Origin of the sequence: Embleya sp. NPDC059237 (genome assembly GCF_042754105.1) — a bacterium.
Taxonomy (GTDB): domain Bacteria; phylum Actinomycetota; class Actinomycetes; order Streptomycetales; family Streptomycetaceae; genus Embleya.
In genome coordinates this window covers 973,361-997,074 of the sequence record NZ_JBHZAE010000001.1, presented here as the reverse complement: position 1 = coordinate 997,074, position 23,714 = coordinate 973,361, and the positions used below count along the sequence as shown (strand labels likewise).

At 70.9% G+C, this 23,714-nt stretch carries 17 protein-coding genes; 3 read left to right on the top strand and 14 right to left on the bottom strand.

Annotation, left to right across the window (positions count from 1 at the left end; translation table 11 throughout):
* Positions 1-92 precede the first annotated feature (92 nt).
* The 12 genes from ACFXKZ_RS04460 to pstC all read right to left on the bottom strand — a co-directional run bounded on the left by ACFXKZ_RS04460 (position 93) and on the right by pstC (position 17,557).
* Entirely contained in the window at positions 93-1,319 is a 1,227-nt protein-coding gene (locus tag ACFXKZ_RS04460; RefSeq protein WP_379996267.1) for an arginine deiminase, read from the bottom strand.
* Between the two features lie 121 nt (positions 1,320-1,440).
* A complete protein-coding gene (locus ACFXKZ_RS04455) occupies positions 1,441-2,877 on the bottom strand; it encodes an amino acid permease (RefSeq protein WP_379996265.1) in 1,437 nt (478 codons plus the stop codon).
* A gap of 275 nt (positions 2,878-3,152) precedes the next feature.
* Positions 3,153-5,753 (bottom strand): polynucleotide kinase-phosphatase, encoded by a 2,601-nt coding sequence (locus ACFXKZ_RS04450; RefSeq protein ID WP_379996263.1) that lies wholly within the window; start codon positions 5,751-5,753, stop codon positions 3,153-3,155.
* Positions 5,750-7,744, bottom strand: coding sequence for a 3' terminal RNA ribose 2'-O-methyltransferase Hen1 (locus tag ACFXKZ_RS04445; RefSeq protein WP_379996261.1), 1,995 nt, complete (start codon positions 7,742-7,744; stop codon positions 5,750-5,752). The genes ACFXKZ_RS04450 and ACFXKZ_RS04445 overlap by 4 nt, the downstream gene beginning before the upstream one ends.
* 42 nt (positions 7,745-7,786) lie before the next feature.
* Positions 7,787-8,764, bottom strand: coding sequence for a MerR family transcriptional regulator (locus ACFXKZ_RS04440; protein ID WP_379996259.1), 978 nt, complete (start codon positions 8,762-8,764; stop codon positions 7,787-7,789).
* A 155-nt stretch (positions 8,765-8,919) separates the two neighbouring features.
* Positions 8,920-9,306, bottom strand: coding sequence for a hypothetical protein (locus ACFXKZ_RS04435; RefSeq protein ID WP_078974919.1), 387 nt, complete (start codon positions 9,304-9,306; stop codon positions 8,920-8,922).
* Positions 9,284-10,000 carry a phosphate ABC transporter ATP-binding protein gene (locus tag ACFXKZ_RS04430; RefSeq protein WP_379997292.1) on the bottom strand — a complete coding sequence of 239 codons (717 nt, stop codon included), beginning with the start codon at positions 9,998-10,000 and terminating at the stop codon, positions 9,284-9,286. The genes ACFXKZ_RS04435 and ACFXKZ_RS04430 overlap by 23 nt, the downstream gene beginning before the upstream one ends.
* 176 nt (positions 10,001-10,176) lie before the next feature.
* Positions 10,177-11,145, bottom strand: a complete 969-nt coding sequence (locus tag ACFXKZ_RS04425; RefSeq protein ID WP_379996257.1) for a sortase — start codon at positions 11,143-11,145, stop codon at positions 10,177-10,179.
* Positions 11,142-13,418, bottom strand: coding sequence for a hypothetical protein (locus ACFXKZ_RS04420; RefSeq protein ID WP_379996256.1), 2,277 nt, complete (start codon positions 13,416-13,418; stop codon positions 11,142-11,144). Before ACFXKZ_RS04420 ends, ACFXKZ_RS04425 begins: the two co-directional genes overlap by 4 nt.
* Before the next feature lie 193 nt (positions 13,419-13,611).
* On the bottom strand, positions 13,612-15,234 hold the full coding sequence (locus tag ACFXKZ_RS04415; RefSeq protein ID WP_379996254.1) for a phosphate ABC transporter substrate-binding protein PstS: 1,623 nt from the start codon (positions 15,232-15,234) through the stop codon (positions 13,612-13,614).
* Positions 15,231-16,412 carry a phosphate ABC transporter permease PstA gene (pstA, locus tag ACFXKZ_RS04410; RefSeq protein ID WP_379996252.1) on the bottom strand — a complete coding sequence of 394 codons (1,182 nt, stop codon included), beginning with the start codon at positions 16,410-16,412 and terminating at the stop codon, positions 15,231-15,233. Before pstA ends, ACFXKZ_RS04415 begins: the two co-directional genes overlap by 4 nt.
* Before the next feature lie 128 nt (positions 16,413-16,540).
* Positions 16,541-17,557 carry a phosphate ABC transporter permease subunit PstC gene (gene pstC / locus ACFXKZ_RS04405; protein WP_379996250.1) on the bottom strand — a complete coding sequence of 339 codons (1,017 nt, stop codon included), beginning with the start codon at positions 17,555-17,557 and terminating at the stop codon, positions 16,541-16,543.
* 370 nt (positions 17,558-17,927) lie between these two features.
* Between pstC and ACFXKZ_RS04400 the strand changes: the two genes are divergently transcribed.
* The 3 genes from ACFXKZ_RS04400 to ACFXKZ_RS04390 all read left to right on the top strand — a co-directional run bounded on the left by ACFXKZ_RS04400 (position 17,928) and on the right by ACFXKZ_RS04390 (position 21,897).
* Positions 17,928-18,902 (top strand): PstS family phosphate ABC transporter substrate-binding protein, encoded by a 975-nt coding sequence (locus ACFXKZ_RS04400; protein ID WP_379996248.1) that lies wholly within the window; start codon positions 17,928-17,930, stop codon positions 18,900-18,902.
* Between the two features lie 509 nt (positions 18,903-19,411).
* Positions 19,412-20,185 carry a hypothetical protein gene (locus ACFXKZ_RS04395; RefSeq protein ID WP_379996246.1) on the top strand — a complete coding sequence of 258 codons (774 nt, stop codon included), beginning with the start codon at positions 19,412-19,414 and terminating at the stop codon, positions 20,183-20,185.
* A gap of 20 nt (positions 20,186-20,205) precedes the next feature.
* The gene (locus tag ACFXKZ_RS04390; protein WP_379996244.1) at positions 20,206-21,897 is read left to right on the top strand and encodes a hypothetical protein; all 1,692 of its coding nucleotides are present in this window, start codon (positions 20,206-20,208) and stop codon (positions 21,895-21,897) included.
* A gap of 122 nt (positions 21,898-22,019) precedes the next feature.
* Here the strand turns inward: ACFXKZ_RS04390 and ACFXKZ_RS04385 are convergent, their stop codons facing one another.
* Together ACFXKZ_RS04385 and ACFXKZ_RS04380 are read right to left on the bottom strand one after the other, a co-directional pair.
* The gene (locus ACFXKZ_RS04385; RefSeq protein ID WP_379996242.1) at positions 22,020-22,943 is read right to left on the bottom strand and encodes an LLM class F420-dependent oxidoreductase; all 924 of its coding nucleotides are present in this window, start codon (positions 22,941-22,943) and stop codon (positions 22,020-22,022) included.
* Positions 22,944-23,009: 66 nt separating this feature from the next.
* Complete coding sequence (locus ACFXKZ_RS04380) at positions 23,010-23,561, bottom strand: hypothetical protein (RefSeq protein ID WP_379996240.1); 552 nt, start codon at positions 23,559-23,561, stop codon at positions 23,010-23,012.
* Positions 23,562-23,714 lie beyond the last annotated feature (153 nt).

Below are 23,714 nucleotides of genomic sequence, written 5' to 3'. Positions count from 1 at the left end.
ATCGGGGAGCCGTCGGACACCGGGGGTTCGACGGATCGCACGTGGGTGCACGACGGTCGGGCGACGGTCGTACGGATCGGCAAACCGCCAGGTTAGACGGCCTCGCGCTCGACGGGACAACTCATGCAGCGCGGTCCGCCGCGGCCGCGGCCGAGTTCGCTGCCACGGATGGTGACCACCTCGATGCCGTTCTTGCGCAGGAAGGTGTTCGTGGTGACGTTGCGTTCGTAGGCGAAGACCACGCCGGGCTCCACGGCCAGTACGTTGCACCCGTCGTCCCACTGCTCGCGCTCGGCCGAGCGCACGTCCTGGGTGGCGGCCAGGACTCGGATGTCGGACAGGTCCAGCGCGCTCGCGATCGCCTTGTGCATGTCGTGGGCGGGGTGGTCGGTGACCTTGAGCGCCTCCTCGTGGTCGCCCGGTTCGATCGTGTACGAGGGCAGCATGCCCATGCCCGCGTACTTGGTGAACGTCTCGCCGTCGAGCATCGTCATCACCGTGTCGAGGTGCATGAACGCGCGCTTCTTCGGCATGCTCAGCGCCACCACCTTGGTCGCGGAGCCGTGCTTGAACAGTGCCCGCGCCAGCGCCTCGACGCCCTGCGGGGTGGTGCGCTCGCTCATGCCGACCAGTACCGCCCCGTTGCCGATGACCAGGACGTCGCCGCCCTCCATCGTCGCGGGGAAGCTTTTCTGACCGGGGTTCCACACGTTGAAGTCGCCCTTGGCGAAGTTCGGGTGGTAGGTGTAGATCGCCTCGAAGTGCACCGTCTCGCGCCGGCGGGCGGGCATCGTCATCGCGTTCACCGCGACGCCGTCGTAGACCCAGCACGAGGTGTCGCGGGTGAAGATGTGGTTGGGCAGCGGCTTGAGCACGAAGTCGTCCACGTCCATGGTGTGGAACGCGACGCTGTGCGGCTCCTCCATGTACTCCAGGATCTCCCGCTTGGTGATCCCGCCGACCAGGTAGCGCACCAGTTCGTTGACGTCGAAGCCCTCGAACAGGCCGCGCAGTTCATCCACCGCGAGCAGGCCGAACTCGCGTTCGTCGAAGACTCGGTCCAGGACCATCTTCTTCGCCGGCGGCTCGCTCGCGAGGGTCTCGCGCAGCAGGTCGGTGAACAGGTGCACGCGAATGCCCCGATCGCGCAGCGCGTCCGCGAAGGCGTCGTGCTCCTCGCGGGCCCGCTTGACCCACAGGACGTCGTCGAACAGGAGTTCGTCCTTGTTCGTCGGGGTCAGCCGCTTCATCTCCAGGTCCGGACGGTGCAGGATCACCTGCTTGAGACGACCGGTCTCCGACTCGACGTGGAACCCCATGGAATGGTCCTCCTGACCGTTGCGAACTGCGGTGTACGTGCCGGTCGTCGGGACCGGACAGGCTTGCGGATGGTGTTTCCGGTTCGTGGGGACACGATGCGCGCGCCGGGCGCGCACCGCGCTAGTGCCCGCGCATGTCGACGGTGATGTCCACCGGCTCGGTGGGTGGCGCCTCGGCGCCGCCGGGGCCGTACTCGCCGCGCGCGGCCTTGACCCAGATGTAGACCGGGATGCCGAGCAGCAGCATGATCAGGCTCTTGAGCACCGCGTCGGAGCCCGCGCCGTAGACCATCCACAGCGTGAACGCGAAGCCCACGACCGCGATGACCAGGTCCTTGGCCAGCGCCGCGCGAGAGACCGGGCGCTCACGGGTGACCAGCCAGAACAGTTGCGCCGACGCGGAGAACAGGTACGGGATCACGGTGGTGACGGTGGCGAGCAGCAGGATCGTCTCGAACGCGTCCTCGGACCACAGGTAGTTCACCGCGACCACGACCGAGGTCAGGACCGTCGCGACAAGGATGCCGAACGCAGGCACCCCCGCCCGGTTGACCTCGGCGAACGGGCGGGGGAACATGCCGTCCCTGGCCGCGGCGTACGGCATCTCCGCGCACAGCATGGTCCAGCCGTTGAGCGCACCGATCCCGGAGACGATCGCCATCGCGGCCATCAGGCCGCCCCAGACGCTCCCGCCGAACATATTGTTCAGCGCGTCGGAGAACGGGGCCGAGGAGTCGACGAGTTCGCCGTGCGGCACGTTGCCCATCACCGCGATTGTGCTCAGCATGTACACCGCGGCGCAGGCGAGCGTGCCGAGGATCGAGGCCCTGCCGATGTTGCGTCGGGGGTCCTTGACCTTCGCCGCGGCGACCGAGGCGGCCTCGATGCCCGAGTAGGCGAACACCACCAGCGCGGCAGAGACCTGGAGGGCGCCGAGGAAGCTCTTGCCGCTCGCGTTGAACGGGCCGAAGTTGGCGTTGTCGATGAAGAACAGGCCGACGATGGCGACGAACATCAGCGGGACGAACTTGAGCACGGTGGTGACGACCTGGAACAGGCCCATGTTCTTGACGCCGGACAGGTTGATCAGGGCCGGGATCCACAGGCCGACGAGCGCGATCGCGATCTTGCCCGGTGTGGAGTCCCAGTGCAGGAAGTAGTTGACGTAGCCGACCCAGGCCACCGCGATGCCCGCGTTGCCGGCCCATGCGGTGATCCAGAAGGACCACGCGTTCAGGAAGCCCGGGAACTCGCCGAACGCCTCGCGGGCGTAGGCGTACGGGCCGCCGGCCGCGGGAACGCGGGCACCGATTTTACCGAAGATCGCGGCGATCGCCAGCGCGCCGACGGTGACCAGGCCGAAGGCAAGGATGCTGATGGTGCCGTACTTGGCGAGCGTGGCCGGCAGCAGGAAGATGCCGGTGCCGACCACGCCGCCGATCACGAGCGCGGTCGCCTGTGGCAGGCCGAGGGTGCCCTGTGCCGGATCCGGGTCGTCCGCCGCGGGTGGGGGCGCCGATGTGACGGCCGGGGACTCGGGATCCACCGCGTGGCTCATCGCTGCTCCTCCGTGTGTCGAGGCGACCGGCGTCGAGTGTGTTCGGCGCCGCTTTCCGCCACATTCGAATCCTGCACCCGGACCCGGGGCCCCGACCTCCGACACAGGTCCCCACCTGCGGCGACGCTCGGACCGATCGACCCGGGACCTTCGACCCGCCGCAATCGGCACATGGCTTTGAAGCGACATACCCGAAGTTTCCGGCATTCACCTACAAAAGGGCGGCATCCGCGTTTCCGCGGATGCCGCCCTTGCTGCGAACAGGTGGCGTGGACTCAAAGTCGCGGGTCCACCGGCTCCGATTCGAGCGCGAGTACGGCAAAGACCGCCTCGTGCACGCGCCACAGCGCCTCGCCGGACACGAGCCGCGCCAGCGCCTCCGCGCCCAGCGCGTGCTCGCGCAGTGCCATCGAGCGCTTGTGGCCGAGGCCGCGGTCGCGCAACCGGTCGAGGTTCACCGGTTCGGTGTAGTCGGCGCCGTAGATGATCCGCAGGTACTCCGGGCCGCGGCACTTGACTCCCGGCTGCACGCGCCGGTTGGCGACCCGGTCGGCCTCGCCCGCGAGCGGCTTGACCACCATGCCCTCGCCGCCGGTGGAGGTCAGTTCGGTCCACCAGGCGATGCCGGCCGCGACCTGCTCCTCGTCGGTGACGTCCACGACCAGTCGCCCCGTGGGCGCGAGCAGCCCGGAGGGGTCGGCCGCGACCAGCCGGTCGGCGAGCGCGAGATGCCACTCGTGATCGCGGCCCAGGTAGGAGCCGCCACGGCCGGCGAGCACCTGGAACGGGGCGAAGCGCAGCCCGGTCAGGCCGTCGGTGGGCCAGCAGTACCGGCCGTAGGCGTCCACGAACGCGCGGGCGTTGGCCGTGCGTCCGGCGATCCGGTCGGCCAGGTCCCCGACGTCGATACCGCGTTCGAGTGCACGCGCCAGCGCGGCGCCGACAACCGGCAGCGCGGCGGTCGCGGCCGCGCCCACCGACGCGTACTGCTGCCGCAGCAGCTCCTGCGCCTTGGCCGACCAGGGCATCAGCTCGGCGTCGAACAGCAACCAGTCGGTGTCCAGTTCGGCCCACAGGCCCGCCGCGTCGATCGCCCCGCGCACCCGGTCGAGGAAGCCGTCGGTGGTGGCTCGGTCGGGGAAGAAGCCACGCCCGGTGCGGGTCCACACCGCGCCCGCGCCCATCCCCTCGTCCACGCCGAACGCCTCGCGTGCGACGGCCTCGTCCCGGCACACCAGGGCGATCGCACGCGAGCCCATGTGCTTTTCCTCGCAGATCACCCGGGTGACGCCGTCCGCGCGGAACTGGGCGAACGCCTCGGCCGGGTGTTCGAGCAGACCGGGCAGCGTGCTCGTGGTGCAGGGCGCCATCGTCGGCGGCAGGTAGACCAGCCAGCGCGGGTCGATGGCGAACCGGCTCATCACCTCCAGGGCCGCGGCTGCGTTCTCCTGGCGCACCGTCACCAGGCCCGCGCCGGCGGTCTCGATGTGCCGGCGACCGACCCCGCCGGGGGCCAGGTCCAGCACGTCGCCGAGGTCGAGGGCGCGCCCGTCGCGACCGCCGGGGGTGGCGGAGGCGAGCGGTCGCACCGGCTCGTACCAAACCTGTTCGGCCGGTACCGCGACCAGTTGGCGCTCCGGCCAGCGCAGCGCGGTCAACTCGCCGCCGAACACCGCGCCGGTGTCCAGGCAGATCGTGTTGTTCACCCACACGGCGCGTGGCGTGGGCGTGTGACCGTAGACCACGGTGGCCTTGCCGCGGTACTCGTCGGCCCACGGGTAGCGCACCGGCAGGCCGTACTCGTCGGTCTCGCCGGTGGTGTCGCCGTACAGCGCGAAGCTGCGCACCCGCCCGGACATCCGGCCGTGGTACTTCTCCGGCAGACCGGCGTGACACACCACGAGGCGACCCCCGTCGAGCACGTAGTGGCTGACCAGGGATTCGCAGAAGTCGACCACCTCGGCGCGGAACTCCTCGCTCTCCGCAGCCAGTTGTTCGAGCGATTCGGCAAGGCCGTGGGTGGTCTTGACCTGGCGGCCCTTGAGCGCGCGCACCAGCTTGTTCTCGTGGTTGCCCGGCACGCACAGGGCGTGTCCGGCACCGACCATGCCCATCACCAGGCGCAGTACGCCGGGCGTGTCCGGCCCGCGGTCGACCAGGTCGCCGACGAAGACGGCGGTGCGGCCCTCGGGGTGCGCCGCGTCGACCGCCCGCCCGGCCTCGTCGCGGGTGAGCGTGTATCCGAGTTCGACCAGCAGCGACTCCAATTCGGCGCGGCAGCCGTGGATGTCGCCGATCACGTCGAACGGGCCGGTCAGGTGTCGCAGGTCGTTGTAGCGGCGCTCGTGGACGATCTCGGCGCGCGCGACCTCGTCGGTGCCGGAGAGTACATGCACCCGGCGAAAGCCCTCGCGCTGGAGACCGCGCAGCGAGCGGCGCATGTCGCGGTGCTGGCGCTGGATCACCTGCGGGGGCAGGTGCATGCGGTCCGGGCGCTCGGCGTTGCGCGCCTGGCATTCGTCCTGGGGTATGTCCAGCACGATCGCGACCGGGAACACGTCGTGGTCGCGGGCGATCCGGATCAGTTGCGCCCGGGCCTCGCGCTGCACGTTGGTCGCGTCCACCACCGTCAGCCGGCCGGAGGCGAGGCGCATGCGGGCGACGTGGTGCAGCAGTTCGAATGCGTCGCCGGAGGCCGACTGGTCGTTCTCGTCGTCGGCGACCAGGCCGCGGAAGTAGTCGGAGGAGAGGACCTGGGTGTGCTTGAAGTGGGTGCGGGCGAAGGTGGACTTGCCCGCGCCGGTGGTGCCGATCAAAACCACCAGACACAGGTCGGGCATGGTCAGTGCGCGGCGGGCGCTCGCGTCGTGGGTCATGCCGTCGCTCCGGTGCCTTCGTCGTCGGTGGGGGTGGTGGGGGTGGCGCCGGTGTGGGTGATCGCGCCCGCGCCGACGTCGGTACGGGTGAACACGACCATCTGGGTGGAGGGGCCGACCTCGGGGTCGACCTCGCCGACCGGCTCGAAGCGTGTCGCGTAGCCGTAGGTCGCCGCCGCTCGTTCGGCCCAGGCACGAAACGTCGCGCGGTCCCATTCGAAGCGGTGGTCGCCGTGGCGCATGGCGCCGGCGGCGAGGCCGTGGCCGCCCGGTTCCTCGGGCGCGTAGCGGACGTTGTACTCGACGTTGGGCGTGGTGACCACGACGGTCGCCGGTCGGGCCGCGCCGAGTACCGCGTACTCGAGGGCAGGCAGTCGCGGTTCGTCCAAGTGCTCGATCACCTCGCACAGCACCGCCGCGTCGTAGCCCACGAGCCGTTTGTCGGTGTAGGTCAGCGCGCCCTGGATCAGGCGCACTCGATCGCGTTGGCGCTCCGACATCCGGTCGAGCTTGAGCTTGCGCTCGGCGATGGTGAGCGCGCGAACGGACACGTCGACGCCGACGATCTCGCGGAAACGCGGTTCCCCGAGCAGGGCTCCGATCAACTTGCCGTCACCGCACCCGAGGTCGAGCACCCGTTCGGCGCCGGCTGCCCGCAGGGCCCCCAGGATCGCGTCCCGCCGCTGCCGGGCAAGCGACAGGCCGACCCCGCCGGCGACCTCGCCCGCAGAAGCGGAGGTCCCGGGCGCAGACGACTCGACACCGGTCGCGGGCGCGGACGCAACACCCGAGGCCGCAAGCGCACCCGCAGGCGCAACACCCGACGCCGCGGACACGGACGCATTCGTCGCAGGCACACCCGCAGACGCGCCGCCCAGGCTCTCAGGCACACCCGCAGGCGCAGCACCCGCGGTCTCAGACGCACCCGCAGGCGCATGCGCAGCGTTCGACGCCGCAGGTACGGACATACCCGCCGCAGGCGCACCCGCCGGCGCGATGCCCGAGGTCGCACCCGCACCCGCAGGCGCAACACCCGAGGCCGCAGGCGCGGACGCGGCGGTCGCGGGCGTCGGCGTACCGGTCGCCGGAGGGTGCGTGACGCCCGCAGGCGCAGGCGCAACGCCGGCGCTCGCTACCGTGACGGCTGCGGGAGCTGCGTCGTCAGTCGCGACCGCATGCCCCGATCCCGGCCCCGGGTCCTCATCCGGCTCGTCCGGTATCGCGTTGTCGAGGTCTTCCGGTGCGGTCTCGTCGACTTCGGCCAGTCGTTCGATCGCGCTGCGGGTGAGGGTGGCTCGGCGCGCGAGGTATCGGCTCGCGATCAGGTCACGGTCCGGGTGCGCGGCCAGCCAGCCCTCGCCGGCGCGGAGCAGTTTGTCCACCTCGTCCGGCGCGACCCAGTAGTGCTTCGCGTTGTCCAGCACCGGGAGGAGCACGTACAGCTGCCGCAGCGCCTCCGCGAGCGGCATGGTGCCGGTCAACGCCAGGCGCACGTAACGCGATTCGCCCCACTCCGGGAAGCCCGCGTCCAGCGGCACGGTCTCGGTCCGCACCTGCCACCCCAGCGGCTCGAACAGCCGCCGGACCATCTCCGCGCCCCCGCGCGCGGAAAGCGCGGGCACCTCGATCTCCAGCGGCAGCGCCATCGCGGGCAGTTCGGGGCGCGCGTCGCAGCGCCCCTGCATCGCGGTGCGAAAGACCGTGCCGAGCGCGACCGCGAGCAACGACGAGGCGGCGTAGGGCCGATCGTTGACGTACTGCGCGAGCGTGAGGTCTGGCGAGCCCTTGCCCCGCTTGACCCCGCGCGTGAGCGCGATCGGGTCGACGTCGAGCAGCAGCGCCGCGGTGCAGCGTGCCTCGTCCGCCTCGGGGTAGAAGACGTGGGCGTTGCCATAGGTGGTGGAGAACCGCTGGGCCTTCCCGGGATGCTTGTGCAGCAGGAAGCCGAGGTCGGTGGCGGGCCGATGCGTGGTTGCGATGGTCAGGAACACCGGACCGATTATGTGTCAGATGTACCGGTGTCGACGATCGCTTTATTCGCCCGTCGGGTGCGTGCCCTCGACCGCCACGGACAGTTCCACCGCCGTCCCGGACGTCCCGGATCCGGGCGCGCCCGGCACCTCGCGCGGGCAGTGTTGTCGCAGCGTGCCCAGGTCGATCGACAAGCCCCGTTCGGCGGCGGCGCGAACGAGGGCTGCGAACGCCGGATGCACGGCGGTGTCGTCGTCGGGGTCGTCGTCGGTGACCGCGTGGTCGGTGGCGAGCTCGCGACCGGCCGGGCGCACGCCGGCGACCGTCCGCCGGCCCGGAACGGACCAGCCCTCGGGCGCCGGCGCGGACAGCGGCAGGCACAGCACGACCTCGGCGCCGGCGTCCGCGGTGGGTCGGCCCAGGTCCAGCCAGAAGGGGCCGCTCGGGGTGATCCCGTCCGCCACCAGACTCGCGTACAGGTCGAACAGTGCCTCCTCGACCGCGACATCGGCGTCCACGACCGTCCCGTCCGCCCCCGCGACCACCGCGCCCGAGCCCGCACTACCTGCGCCCGCACCCGCCGGCTCCGCGCCCGCACCTGCGCCCGCGCCCCCACCCGCCGACTCCGCGCCGCCCCCGGGCGTCGCGACGTACTCGACGACGCCGACCCACGCCTGCGCTTGGATGGGCCGCAACCGCACGTCGTAGCGCGCCTCCGTGCCGGCAAGCACCCGCTCGGCCGCCGCGAGCGCCCGGTCCTCGCGAGCCCGTTCGACGCGCACCGCCTCACGACGGGCGTGCAGGGCCTGCTGCGGGGAGCCGCCGGCGGCCACCGCGATCCGTACCTCCGCGAGTGGCACTCCCGCCGCCCGCAACGCGCGGACCACGCCCGCCTGTTCGAGTTGGCCGACCGAGTAGCGGCGATACCGCGTGCCCGGGTCCACGTCGGCGGGTACCAATACGCCCTGTTCGTCGTACCAGCGCAGGGCCTTGACGGTCAGGCCCGTGGCGCGAGCGAAGTCTCCGATGCCGAGGAACATCCTCATCACCTCCCGACCGACCACGGTGCCCCCTCCCGTGACGGGAGGGTCCACCGGCCCGGGCCGGGCGGGTGCGCCGCGGGTGCGCCGCGGGTGCGCACCGCCACGATCGGTGCGATCGCGGCGGTGCCATCGCGGCGGGCACGCGGCCCGGGTCACCAGTCGTCGGGCTCGGTGACGGTCAGCAGGCGGACGAATCTCTCGTAGGACACCTGGCAACTCTCCAGGCGCTCGTAGGTACGGGCCGACAACGCGACGGGGGCGCTGGGTTCGAGAGCAACGCTCCAGAACCAGCCCGGCGCCCCCGTCGCCCGTCCGATGACGGGCACCAGGTCCACGACCCGGCGACGCAGTCGGTCGAGCTCGATGCGGCAGGCCCCCGCCGTGACATGGCCCCGAGCGGACCGCGCGAGCACGCGGCCGTTCGGGGCGATGAGCCGCCACCGCACGTGCTGCTCGGCGTCCAGGTGGACGTCGTAGCGCGCGTGCCGTTCCGGCGTACCGTCCGGGGCCTGCGACTCATCCGAAGCGACCGGCGACATAGTCGGCCGTCCGGGGGTCGCGGGGGGCACCGAAGATCGCGGTGGTGGGTCCGGCCTCGACGATGTGGCCGGGGGTGTTCTCCGCCGCGAGGAAGAACGCACAGTGGTCGGATACACGTTGGGCCTGTTGCATGTTGTGCGTGACGATGACGATGGTGACCTGGTCGCGCAACTCGCCGATGGTGTCCTCGATCCGCCTGGTGGAGGTCGGGTCCAGGGCCGAGCACGGCTCGTCCATGAGCAGCACGTCCGGATCGACCGCGAGCGAACGGGCGATGCAGAGACGTTGCTGCTGGCCTCCCGACAGCGCGCCGCCGGGTTGCCTGAGTCGGTTGCGCACCTCCATCCACAGGCCGGCGCGGGTCAGCGAGGACTCCACGACGGCGTCCTTGTCCGCGTTGCGCACGCCGGTCAGCTTGAGGCCGGCGACCACGTTGTCGTAGATGGACATCGCCGGGAACGGGTTGGGCTTTTGGAAGACCATCCCGACCCGGCGCCGGGTCTCGATCGGCCGGCGGGCGGAGTCGTAGATGTCCTCGCCGTCGAGCAGGACCCGGCCCGCGAGTTGGGCGCTGGGTACCAGCTCGTGCATCCGGTTGAGGATGCGCAGGAACGTGGATTTGCCGCAGCCGGACGGCCCGATCAGGGCCGTGACGGAGTTGGCCGCCATCACGAGGTCGACACGTTCGAGCACCTTGTGGGTGCCGAACCAGGCGCTGACGGTCTCCGCGGTGAGCGTCGAGCCACGCCCGCCGGCGGATTGAGCCGGTAAAGGCTGGGTCTCGGCTGCGGGAGCGAGAGTCGTCGCACCGCTGTCCGGGCTGGTCACGTGCGGAGCCTCCGGGGTGTGGAGTGGGACGGGAACCGGCGTCAGAGCGTCGCCGGGAGTACGCGTGCGGCGGATTCGTACAGTGCCCACACGACGGCGAGCACGACCGGGGTGCCGAGCAGGAGCGTGACTCGGCGATCGGGGTGACGGCGCAGGGCCCAGACCAGGACGGCGACCACGATGGTGAACGCCTGCGCCCACAGGAGTAGTCGCACGCCGGCGTTCGCGTAGCCGCCGGTGCCCTTCTCGTCCGCGCGTAGACCTTGCGGACGCCGGCCCTCCTGGGCCTTGGGGGCGCCCTGCAGTTCGGCGACGACCACCGTGCGCCCGCCGGGGCGGATCCACGAGTCGGCGGTGATCAGCACCAGTCGGTTCTCCCGGCCGGGGGCGAGCACGTCGTCCTTGCCGTTGGCGATGTGCCTGCGCTCGATCACCTTGTAGGTGAAATCGCCCTGCTGGGTGGTCGCCTCGATGCGCTGGCCGACGCGCAGGTCGTCGAGGTCGTGGAACGGGCCGCCGAAGCTGTACGCGCGGCCCATGATCACGCTGTGTCCGCCCTGCCCGGGCAGGCCGCTGGTCCGCAGGTGTCCGGGGCCCTTGGCGAGCGAGTCGGCGGTGGTGCCCTCGACCACGACCTGGCGCAGGCCGATCGCGGGGATCCGCAACATCGCCACCGGTCTGCCCTTGGCGATGGTGCCGCCGAGAGGAGCGAGGTCGCGGTAGAGCTCGTCGGAGAGTCGGTCGGCCAGGATGCTCTGGTCGCGGGCCTGTTGGATGTCGGAGACGACGTACACGTAGCCGACGAAGCCCGCGATGAGCAGCGCGAGCAGCGCGACCGCGGCGCCCGCGACGGTGTACGGGTCGGCCCGGCTCGCACGGGTCCCGCCTGCGGTCGCCGGCGGGTGCCCGCCGGCGCCTGCGGGTGCGGTCGCAGGCGCAGGCGCGGGTGCGGTCGCGAGGGCGGTCGCCGGCGCGGTCGCGGGGACCTTGGAGACGGTGTCGGCGGTCATGCGGGCACTCCCTGGCGACCGATCAGGCGCAGGACGGCGGCCACCGGTGGTGGCCAGTTGCCGGTGCGGCGTTTGTGTCCGAGGGAGAGCAGTACGGGGCAGGCGACGAGCGCACCCGCGCTCACGCACATCAGTACGAGCAGCACGATCGCGGACCCGTCGCCGTCGAGCGCGTCCTTGATCACGCTGGCGACCTTCGGGAACGGCCCCTTGTCGGCGGGCGGCGCGGCGGCACCCACCGGTGCGGTGGAGGGCGCGGCGGTCGACGGCGCGGCCGAGGGCGAGGCGCCGGGGTCGCCGGCGACCGGGGTGTTCGGGATGCCGGTGTTGCCGGCACTGGTGCCCGCGGAGGTACCGGTGTTGTTGTCGGTGTTTCCGTTCACGGGTGGGTTGGTGGGCGGCGGGGTTTCCCCGGTCCACTTGGGCGCGTCGGCGATCTTCTTGCGGGCATCCGCGATCTGCTGCTTCTGCGTGTCGGTGAGCGGGGTGTAGCCGGGCGGCAGCGCGCCGGGCTGGAAGGTGCCCGTCTGCGTTTGCCCGGCGCTCGCCGCGTAGGCGAGGAAGGTGTCGATCTTGGCGGCCTTGGCGGCGGTGAGCTTGTCGGTGGAGACCATCGCCACGTCGGTGGCGGTGAGCGGATAGGCGTTCGCGGCGGTGCTGCGGTAGTCGTTGGTCAGCGTCGCCCCGTCCGGGCCCGGCTTGGCGGCGGCGATTCCGGCGCGCACGGTCGCGGGGTCGGTCGGGTCCACGAAGTTGCCCGCGGCATTGCGGAGTTTGGCGACCGGGGTGCCCATGCGCAGGGCCGCCTCGACCGAGGTCACGGCCATCACGGTGTGCGAACCGAAGGCGTCCTGGCCGTCGTCCTTGGGCCCGAAGTCGCCCACGGTGCGGTTCATCGGCAGCGCGTTGCCCAGTCGGTTGACGATGTCCTCGTACACCGTCTGCGGCACGTTCACGTTGGACTGGGCCTCGAGGCGGTTGGTGTACACCGCCAGCGGGTATGTCGCCGCGCCGATGCGCCACTCCGGCGGGCACGCGATGCCGTTGGCATCGGGTGTTCCGGAGAGCCATGTGGCCGTTTCCGGGTCGGCGGCGAGCCAGGCGGTGAGTGCCCAGATCATGTCGTCCTGGACGCCGCGCAGGATCGGGCTGCGGTCGGCGACGGGCCATACGTGCGGTTGGTTGATGGCCTTGAACTCGGGGTCGTCGTAGACCTTGATGATCGCGCCCGGCCCCCGCGGCCCCGTCGTGTAGGCCCCGGTGATCATTTTCGCGACCAGGCGCGGGGTCAGGCTCATCGACGTGATCGGCTCGTGGGTGCCGGCGTCGTCGATGTTGAACGCGATCGCCAGCGCACCGTTGGTCAGCGGCGCGTACACGGTCTTGTCCTTGTCCCGGGTGCCGGCCAACGCCACCGGGCGGGCCTGGTCGAGCGCGCCGCCGATGGGCTGCTGGGTGACACCGATGTCGGCTCCGTCCCGGAGGAAGACCTCGCGGGCGTTGGGGCCGGAGCCGGAACTGACCGTCATGTTCGCGGGGTTGGTCCGCGCGCCGCACAAGCCGAACACCCACGAGGCGCCGGCCTGGGAGAACTCGCCGGTGCCGCTGATCGACAGGTCCGGGTGTTCCATGCCCGGGCACGCGTCGGGCGCGGGGATGAACGACAGCGGCGTCACCGCCACCTGTCCGGCGGCGAAGGCCAGGTCCATGTCGGTGTCGGTGATCTGGTACTGGACGCCCAGATCGATGTGTTGCTTCGCCTGGAAGGAGGTGGCGGTACTGCCCGCCTCGGGCATCACGAATGCCACGACCGAACACGCCTGTCGGTCCGAGCAGCCCAGTTGCGGCAGTCGCAGCGCCGGCCTGACCTGGAGCCACGCCTCTCCGGATCCGTCCGCGCGGGTGGGAACTCCGGTCTGCTTGGTGGCGAGAATCGGCGGATTGCCGTCGGGTTGTTGGAAGACGCCGTTTTCGGTGTAGGTCGGCGACCAGCAGTCCCGAGGCCGGGGCGTGGTGCCCTTGCACTGCATCACGACGACGCTGTTGGTACCGGCGGCGAGGGTGAAGCCGGTCCACTTGACCAGGATGCGCTGGTTGACGAGGTTGGTGCTCTGCGACACCGTCACCGCCGGGCGGGCGGCGGGCTCGGCCGCGCCGGCCGTCCCGGCGACCACGCCGAGCCACCCGGCGAGCAGCGCGACGCACAGCGCGATGACGCCGGCGACGGACAACGCGCGGCCCGGCGAAGCGGTGGAACGCTCGATGGCGCTCACGGCAACCCCACTTCCCTCGCCCCCGTTCGAGGCCGATTTCCCCACCGATTCCCCCCGGCGAGAACGACCCGCGCCGATCCTCGCGCGGCGCGGCGGCACGAGGGGAGCGGAAACCGACACGGTGTTCGAAAGTTCGCCTGCGGCGTACGGACCGGACATCTCCCGGTCACCCGACGCGGCCTTCCCGCGCGGGTCAGCGGACATCGGGACCACGTCCTCGACCGAGTCGGCTGTACAGGAACGGTGCGCCGAACACCGCCGCCATCAGGCACACCAGGGTGAGTGCGTAGAACCAGACCGGTGGCAGCGGCGGCGAGTCGCCGGCTTCGACCGATCCGGCGCTGACCGGCCCGCCGGGGCCGGACTTGTCGCCGCCGGCCACGACTTCGCCGGTGTCCGGGTCGAGGGTGGCCCCGCCGCCGGTGTCCGGCCCCTGGGTTGCGCCGGTTCCGCCGCCGGCGGCTCCCGGCGTGTCACCGGGCTTGGGCGTGTTGCCGCCGGTGCCGTTGGTGTTGGTGCCGTTGTTGTTCTGGTTGTTGGCACCGCCCGGACCGCCCTGCTGGGGCTGTTGTTGCTGCTGCTTCTGCTCCGGCGGCACCCAGGCCGGGTCGAAGGTCGGGTTCGGGCAGGCGTCGTGGTCCGCCTTGGTCGGCTTGTCCAGGTTCGCCGGCAGTGCCCCCGGGTCGGGCGCGCCGGGGATCGACTTGATCGCGTCGTAGCCGAAGCTGACCAGCTTGGGGGGCAGCGGCGAGTATCCCAGCCGTGGCGCCTGTCCCTGCCCGGCGCACAGGAAGTACTTGATGAACTTGCCGAGCGTTTCGCCCTTGGACTCGTCGAAGGAGAACTGCTTGGCGGCCGGCACGATCATGTAGCTGTAGCTGGAGATCGGATAGGCGCGCTTGTCCGGGTTGGTGTAGACGTCGTCGAGGATCTGCGTGCTGTCCGGGTTCAGCCGGGCCTTGGTGAGCGCGATGGACACCGCATCCGAGCTGGGCTGGGTGTAGACGCCGGCGACGTTCTTGACCGAGGCGACCGGGAATTGCCGCTGGATCGCGTAGGCGGTCTCGACGTAGGTGATCGCGCCCTCGCCGTATCCGGCCGCGACGTAGTTGGCCACGCCTTCGGAGCCGGCCTGCGCCTTGGTGGCTCCCTTGACCGGGAACTCGGAGGTCATGCCGCCGGGGAAGAACGGCCGCCAGATGTCGTTGACCTGGTTGGTCAAGAAGGCGGTGAACTGCGCGCTGGTGCCCGAGCCGTCCGAGCGCACGACCGGGGTGATCGGGGTGGCGGGCAGGGACAGGGCCGGGTTGTCGTCCTTGATCGCCTTGTCGTTCCACACCCTGATCTGGTTGGTGAAGATCCCGGCGATGGTGCGCGGCGACAGTTGGAGGTTGCGCACCTGTTGGCCGCGGATCTTCAGGTTGTACATGAACGAGGTACCGCCCGCGACGATCGGCAGGTACTTGAACTTGGTGTTGTCGGCCTGCAGGCGCGCGAGTTCGTTGGTCGCCTGCCCGGCCCGGTCGACGTAGTTGCCTTGGAAGGGGATCTCCGAGACCGCGAAGTCGACCAGGTGGCTCATGAAGTCGTTGCGTCCGGCGGTGGATCCGTTGGGGGTGTAGTCGACCGCGAGGCCGCGGGCGGCGACGTCGGCCGACCACTGCATGGTCGCGGGCGAGCTCCAGGTGGAGCCGCTGCCGTGGATGCCGGCGGCGGCCGAGGCAGTGCCGGACGGCAGGACGAGCAGGGGGACGGCGAGCACGGACGCGATCGCCACGCGTAGCAGATGCGCGGGCAGGCGCGTGGTCCTGGTCATGAAGTGGGCTCCGGGGTGAGGGACTTGGTGGCGGCGCCGGCGCGGCGCCGCTTGCGGCGTCCGGACTCGCCGGGGGCGCGACCGCCGATCAGGCGCGCGAGGGAGAACAGCACGAGGACGATGAGCAGCAAGGTCACGGCGGCGCCCCACGCGAGGGAGTTGAGCTCGTCGCTGGGCGACTTGTAGTTCACCCAGATGAAGTACGGCAGGGAGGTCTGCACACCGCTGAACGGGTCCCAGTTCATGCCCGCGCCGCCGCCCGCGACCAGCAGCACGGGCGCGGTCTCGCCGACCACGCGCGCGCAGCCGAGGATGACGGCGGTGACCAGGCCGCTGCGCGCGGTGGGCAGTACAACGTTCCACAGGGTGCGGAACTCCCCGGCGCCCAGGGCCAGCGACGCCTCACGCAGGCCGTTGGGCACCAGGCGCAACACCACCTCGGTGGCGCGGGTGACCACCGGCATCATCTCCACCGACAGCGCCAGGCCCGCGGCCAGGCCGCAAAAGCCCTGGCCGAGCGAGATGACGAAGAAGGCGTAGACGAACAGGCCGGCGACCACCGAGGGGATCGCGGTCATCGCTTCGACGACCACGCGCACCACGACGGCGAACCGGCCGCCGACCTCGTTCATGTAGATCGCGGCGATCACCCCGAGCGGGACGCTCAGCAGGATCGCGATGCCCATTTGTTCGAAGGTGCCGACGATCGCGTGTGCGGCGCCCACCGAGACCCCGTGCGGGCTCAGCGCGCTGAAGTGGCGCTGGGTGGCGGTGAAGAAGTCCGTGTTCAGGATGCGGCCGAAGCCCTTGACGAAGACGTAGCCGATCACGGTCGCCACCGTGCCGACCATCAGGGCCGCGCCGGTGGAGATCACCGCGCCGGCGACCCGGTCGCCGGCGGCCACCCGGTCCAGGCGCATGTGGGTGGCGATCGCGTACAGCAGCAGGAAGCTGAGGTAGGCGGTGATCAGGTAGCCCTGCCAGCCGGCGACCGGCAGGATCCGCCCGTACAGCACCCACGCGAAGCTCGCGCCGGCGACCATGGCGCCGAGCGCGACGCCGATGTCGTCGGGGGCGACCCGGCGCAGCGCCACGCGGGCCTGCTCCGGTGCTCGCGGCGCGGACGCGGGCGGCGGCGCGTCGGGTCCGGGCCGAACGATCGGCTCGGTGACGGTCATCGTCGTGGATCCCCTCGGTGGTGGGTCTGGTGGAGCCGTGGGTCGCTGTCGGGAGTTCGGTGGACCGGGACGCGATGTCCCGGGGCTCGGTGTCTCGGGTCGCGGCGTCGGGCCCCGTCGGACCTCGGTCAGATCTCGGTGGACTTGCCGCTGCGCGAGCGGGCGACCAGGACGCCGGCGACGGTGTTCACGGCGAGCGTGAGAACGAAGAGCGCGAGGCCGGCGGCCATCAGCGCGGAGATCGACTCGGTGTCGGCCTCGCCGTACTTGAGCACGATCAGCGACGAGATCGTCGAGCCCTGGCCGTCGAGGATGCGGAACGAGAAGTCGGTGTTGAACGAGATGATCATCGCGACGGCGATGGTCTCGCCGAGGGCTCGACCCAGGCCGAGCATCACGCCGCCGATCATGCCGCCGCGGCCGAACGGCAGGACCACCGCGCGGATCACCCCCCAGCGGGTGGCGCCGAGCGCCAGCGCGCCCTCCTTCTCGCCGACCGGCGCCTGGCCGAACACCTCGCGGCTGACCGCGCAGCAGATGGGGATGACCATCGTGGACACCACCACGCCGGAGATGAACAGCGAGGAGCTGAACTGGCTGTCCACGAAACGGGCCTTCACGTCGATCGTGCGGATCTCGAAGATCGGCAGGAAGTCGAAGTTGGTGGCCAACCACCGGCTGACCGGGATCAGTTGGGGTTGCAGTACGAAGAAGCCGAAGATGCCGTAGATGATGCTGGGCACCGCGGCCATCAGGTCGACGATCGAGGTGAGCACCCCGCGTAGACGTCGTGGGGCGAACTCGGTGATGTACAGGGCCGCGGTGAGCGCGATGGGTACCGCGACGATCAGCGCGACGATGGCCACGAGCACGGTTCCGGTGAGCAGTCCGCGTACACCGAAGGTGCCGCCCTTGGGCTCCCACGCGTCCTCGGTGAGGAATCCCCAGCCGGCCCGGTCGAGCGCGCTGCTGCCCTGGTAGAGCAGGTAGCCACCGATCGCGGCGAGCAGGGCCAGGACCAGCATCGCGACACCACGCGTGGTCCAGCGGAACACGTGGTCGGCCCTGGTGCGACGGACCACGATCCGGCGGGGCCGATCGAGCAGCTCCGGCGATTCGGGGGCGAACACGGTCGGGTGTGCCATGGGTTGCGGCTCCTGGAAGCGGGTGGCGAACCGATCTGACCGTTCGTCAGACGGCCGGCGATCAAGCCGGAAACCCCTGCCTGGAGACAACCAGAGCGCAGCCCCCGGGCAACTGTCCGCTACGGAAACAACCGGTGCCGAGGGTGTACGGCAGACGTCGTGTCCGTGCCGCACGGGTGCCGGAGTATCCGGTTTCCGTTACAGGCGCGGCCCGTTCGTGTCGGCGCCTTGTGCGGCCCGGTGCCGTTTCCCTGCCGGACATCCCACCACGATCGGGCCGCCGGCAGCGTTGTCGGCGTCGGCCACTGCGGGTCGACGGCCAGCAAATGCCAAGAGAGAGTTGAGACTTCGAATGTCCAGCGTCTTCAGCATGCGCAAGACCGCCACCGTTTTGGGCACCGTCGGTGCCGCCATGGCGCTCGTCGTCGGCGCCAACGCGTCGGCCAACGCCAACACCTACGTCAACGCCGGTTCCGACACCCTCCAGAACGTCACCCAGGCGCTGACGACGGAGTACGCGGCGAACGTCGATCCCAATGGCAACGACTGGGTGACGGTGAACGCCGGGATAGCCGCCGGTGGCATCAACACCGGCAAGGCCGAGTGCAACACGCAGTACGGTGCCGGCACCGGCCACGCGTGGCCGAACGGTTCGGGTGACGGCATCAAGGCGCTGCTGGACCAGCGTGCGGGCACGAACGCCAAGTGCCTCGACTTCGCCCGTTCCTCGCGCGGCCCGAAGACCGGCACCGCCGAGACCACCCTGACCTTCGAGCGGGTCGCCGGCGACGCCGTGACCTGGGCGACCAAGAAGGCCGGCGCGCCGACCAACCTGACCCGGGCGCAGCTCCAGGACATCTACCACTGCAACATCACCAACTGGAACCAGATCCCGGGCAGCACCGTGTCCGGCGTGATCCAGAAGCACATCCCGCAGGCCGGCTCCGGCACCCGCTCGGAGTTCCAGGACAAGGTGCTCGGCTTCGACCCGACCGCCGCCTCCAACGGCGCGTGCGCCGCCACGGTCATCCAGACCGCGCAGGAGAACCGCGGTGACGCGCCGCAGATCACCTCCACCGACGCGATCATCGCCTACTCGGCCGCGGCCTACGGCGAGCAGACCACCCCCGCCTCCGGTGTGCCGAACCACACCAACGGCTTCAAGCTCGGCAACATCGACTCCAAGGCGCCGAACGCGACCGGCTTCGTCGGCAACCGCTCGGTGTACTTCGTCTACGACCCGCAGAACGGCACGGCGGCCAACGCCAACGTCGTCGCCTTCATCAACTGGGCCAAGAACCCGGCGCAGCGCCCGATCTGGAACACCTTCGGCTTCGCCGTCTGAGCCACGCCCGATCGGCATCGCATGACATGACGTGATCGGCAGCGGGCCGTCTCGGATCGGCGATTCGAGACGGCCCGTTCCCGCCCGCCGCGTCAGGTGTCTCCACCGCACGAATGGCTTTCGGCTCGGCAACATCGACGGCAAGGTTCCCGGGCAGACCGGACGGAACGGCACCGACCCGAGCGCCTCCCGGCAATCGCGGCGTCTACTTCGTCCATTACCCGATCATCGACGCGGAAACGGTCGCCGTCATCACGTGGACCTGTGCCCCGCATCAACGGGCGATCCGGGCCACGTAGGGGTTCATGCCCTGAACCGTGTGGTGGGCCCGCGCCCTCGAGTCCGCCGATCCGGCCCTCCGCACACGTCGCGGAAGAACTGTTCACCCTCCGGTGGCGGATCGCTCATCCGTCCGCCATCGCGAGCGTCCGACGTTTCCCCCGCGGATGCCCAACAGGCCGCCGCGTGCTGTTTTGCTCGAACCCACCGACCCCGGAAGGGCATTCTTCATGAAGCTCCGTCGTCTGCTCGCGCTCGCCGTCGCGGTTCCGGCCGCGTTCGCGATCGCCACCGTGCCGGCCGTCGCCGAGGACGCCGCTCCCGCCGCGCCCGCGACCGCCGCACAGGGCACCGTCACGGTGAGCCCGCTGTACGGTCCGGCCGACAGCACCGGCAAGGCGACCGCCCGGGCGAGCGTGCCGTGCGGCCCGGACGCGACCAAGTTCCGCTTCGTCCTGCGTTCGCCCGGCGCCAACGAGCGTGTGTTCGGCGGCTCGTTCCTCGGCACCGCCCTGCCGGCCGACAAGGTCGCGGACACCGCGGTCGTCGGTCAGCGCGCGCTGTTCCCGGCGGGCTCCGCCGCCCAGGAGGGCGTCGCGCACAAGCTGGTCGCGCAGTGCTACACCTTCGACGCCGACGGCGCGCTGACCATCACCGAGCCGGCGTCGGTCGACCTGCGCGTCAACAACGGTGTGTGGACCTCGCTTTCACCCGAGGTGCGCGCGCTGCCGACCAAGATCGGCGCGCTGCGCTTCGGTCTGGTCCTGTTCCGCGGCTTCGCGCCCGGTGACCGCGTGGACGGCGTCGTGCGCGCCGCCGACGGCACCTCCACCCCGGTCTCGCTGCAGCCGCAGATCACCCCCGACGGCACCTGGGGCGGCGCGCTGCTGACGCTGCCGGCCAACCTGGCCGACGGTTCCTACACCCTCGTGCTCTCCGGCACGAACTCGCACGCGACCTCCTCGGTCGCGATCACCCTCGACTCGTCCCGCCTGTGGTGGTGACGCGGCGTCGGTGACACGCCTTGGGCCATCGGGATTCGTCCCGGTGGCCCACTTGCCGTCCGTCCCCGTTTCCTTTATTTCTCAACGGAGTTGACCAGATGAGCCTAAGACTCGCGCGCGTGCTGGCATCGTGCGGAGCCGGGCTGCTCGTGCTGTCGGCGCTGCCGGCGATCGCAGCGGCCGCCGACGGCGGTACACCCGCGCCGACGATCGTCGTCGACCCGGGGACCGGTGGGGCCACCACCAAGGTGACGTTGAAGGCCACTGCGCCGTGCCCGGAACCGGCGACGAACTACCGGTGGGTCGTCACCGGCGGCACCTTGACCGCACCGAGGTTGATCGGTGGCACCACGGGCAACACCTTGCCCCCGGACCGAATCCCGGTTCGGGAGAACCCGATCCAGCTCTTCCTGACCGGCACCGTCTTGGACGGTACGTTCAAGTTGTCCTCGGAGTGCATGGACAACGCCGGGAATGTGCTCAAGGAACTCGCGGCGGTCGATCTCACCACCGCCGACGGCCCCGACGGCAAGGCGTGGACCGTGGCGGCCCCGCCCACCACCGCGCCGCCGACCAGCACGCCCCCGACGACCACGCCGCCGACCACCACGCCGCCCGGTGGGTCGGACGAGGTGCTGGTGCTCAATCCCACCACGGGGCCGATGGACCAGAAGACGACCATCACCTCCTCGAAGGCGTGCCCGACGACGGCGACCTCGGCCCTGTTCCAGCTGAAGCTTCCCGGCCAGGAGTCGGAGCAGCGTATGGGTGGCTTCACTCCCCTGCCGCTGCCCGCCGACCTCAAGCCCGTCTACCCGAACAAGAAGATGTTCCCGGGCGGCGCCGCCACCACCGGCAACTACCACATTCGCGCCCAATGCCTCGATGCCGGCGGAGCCATCGTGGTGGACGACCTCGCTCGCGTCGACCTGCTGGCAACGGATGGCACGTGGAAGGTCGTCGAACACGCCACTCCGGCCGGCACCTTCGACGATGAGATACGAATCCCGGACGCGGGCCCCGTCGCGGCGCGCCTGAGCCTGTCCGGCTTCCCCGCGGGTGAAGACTTCAAGGCCGTCATCACCAAGTCGGGTGACGCCGCCTTCCCGTCCGTAGAGCTCACCAAGGCCAAAACGGACACTATCGGTGCTTATGTCAACAACCAGCTCATCTTCCCTCGTGACGGCGCCACCTGGGTCGACGGGAACTACACGGTGACGGCCACGGCCACCCCGTCCGGCACGAAGGTCGAGATTCCCTTCAAGCTGCTGCTGGTTCACGCCGGCGCCACCAACGGCTCGACCGCCGGCACCACGACGGGTACGACGACAGGCACCACGACGGGTACGACCACCGGCACCACCACAGGGACGACCACGGGCACCACCACAGGGACGACCTCCGGGACCACGGCCGGTGACACCGCCGGCACCACGACCGGGACGACCACGGGGACGACCACGGGCACCACGACCGGAACGAGCACCGGGACCAGCTCGGGCAGTTCGGCCGGGACCGGTAACGGTGGCGGGGGCGGTGGGCTCGCGCACACCGGGGCGCTGCTCGACCCGCGGCTGCTCGGCACCGCCGGTGGCACGTTGCTGCTGATCGGCGGCGTCATGTGGTACCGCGCCCGCGGCAGTCGCAGCGCGCTGCTCGCCGGCAGCGGCACCTTCGGCGAGGGCGACGAGGACACTCCCGCGACCGCCTGACGAGGAAACACACCGCACGGCCGCCTGCGACACCCGGGCGGTGGGGTGAGAAGGGGGCTCTGTCGCAGCGCACGGGCTGCGACAGGGCCCTTTCCCGTCCCCCGGGCCGTCGGGCCCTCGGCTCAGCCGAGTTGGGGCATCACCTCCGAGGCGATCAGTTCCAGGTGGTCGAGGTCGTGCAGGTCCAGGATCTGGAAGTAGATCCGGGTCGAGCCGACCTCGGCGAAGCGGCCGATCCGGTCCACCACTTCGGCGGGCGAGCCCGCGAGACCGTTCTCCTTGAGTTCGGCGGGCTCGCGGCCGATCGTCGCGGCGCGCCGGGACACCTCGGCGTCGTCCCGGCCCACGCAGGCCACGAGGGCGTTGGACAAGACCAGGTCCTCGGCCTTGCGGCCGTGCTCGACCAGGGCCTCGCGGACCCGGCCGAACTGCTGCGCGCTGGTTTCCACCGACGCGAAGGGGATGTTGAACTCGTCGGCGAAGCGGGCCGCCAGCGCGGGCGTGCGCTTGGCGCCGAGGCCGCCGACCAGGATCGGCGGATGCGGACGCTGCGCGGGCTTGGGCAGCGCGGGCGAGTCGGCCAACGAGTAGTAGCGCCCCTCGTAGCGGAAGTCGGCGCCGACCGGGGTGTCCCAGAGCCCGGTGACGATCTCCAGCTGCTCTTCGAGGCGGCCGAACTTCTCGCGCGGGAACGGTATGCCGTAGGCGGTGTGCTCCTCCTCGAACCAGCCTGCGCCGATGCCCAGTTCGACCCGGCCGCCGGACATCGCGTCGACCTGCGCGACCTGGATGGCCAGCACGCCCGGCAGTCGGAAGGTCGCCGCCGTCATCAGTGTGCCCAGACGGATGCGCTTGGTCTCGCGGGCCAGTCCGGCCAGGGTGATCCACGCGTCGGTGGGACCCGGTAGGCCGTCGCCGCTCATGTGCAGGTAGTGGTCCGAGCGGAAGAAGGCTCCGAAGCCGAGGTCTTCGGTGGCCTTGGCCACGGTCAGGAGTGTGTCGTAGGTCGCGCCCTGCTGGGGCTCGGTGAAGATACGAAGATCCATGCGCCCATCCTCTCCCGAGAGCGCGGGACGCGTGCGAGGCGAGGGCGCGAAGCACCCCGGACCCGATCATGCGAGCCGCGCGGGAAAGGGCACCACGCGCGCCGAGCCGCGCCGTCGCCGCTGGGGAATCGCCGGGGCGTGCCGGTGCGGTTGACCCGACCAGGCGGCGCTCTCCTCGGCCGCACGCAGCCTGATCAGGTTGCGGAAGACGATCGCCCAGGCCGCCGCGCAGGCCCGGCGCTCGGCGGGCGCCAACCGCGCCCAGTCCGCGCAGGGACTGCCCGCCACGCCCTGTCGGGCCAGCAGGGTGAGCACCTTGGCCGCCCGACCCAGCACCCGGGCGGCGCCCGCGATCGGCACGCCGGCCGGGTCGCCTCCGGGCAGCGGGACGACCGTGTCGGCGGCCGAGCCCACGACCCGGGCGACGATCTCCCGCGCGTCGCCCAGTTCGTCGGCGACCCGACACAGGCAGCCGCCGCGGTCCGGCTTGCCGCTCCAGGCGTGTACCACTTCCTGCACGGTGTGCAGGGCGAGCGCGACCGCGGTCAGCGCGCGTGGCGTGGAATCGACCGTGGCCAGCTCGTCGTCCAACTCGGCGAAGGTCTCGATGGTGTGCATGGTGATCGCTCCCTCGTGCGGTGCCCGTCCGGCTCGTCCGGAGTTCGGCCGGTGTGTTCCGACGACTCCAGGTTGCGCCCGGGGAGCGGACGGATCGCTCGCCATCGAACAATCTGTGGACAACCGAGCGTATTTCGGCGGGGTTTCACTCGT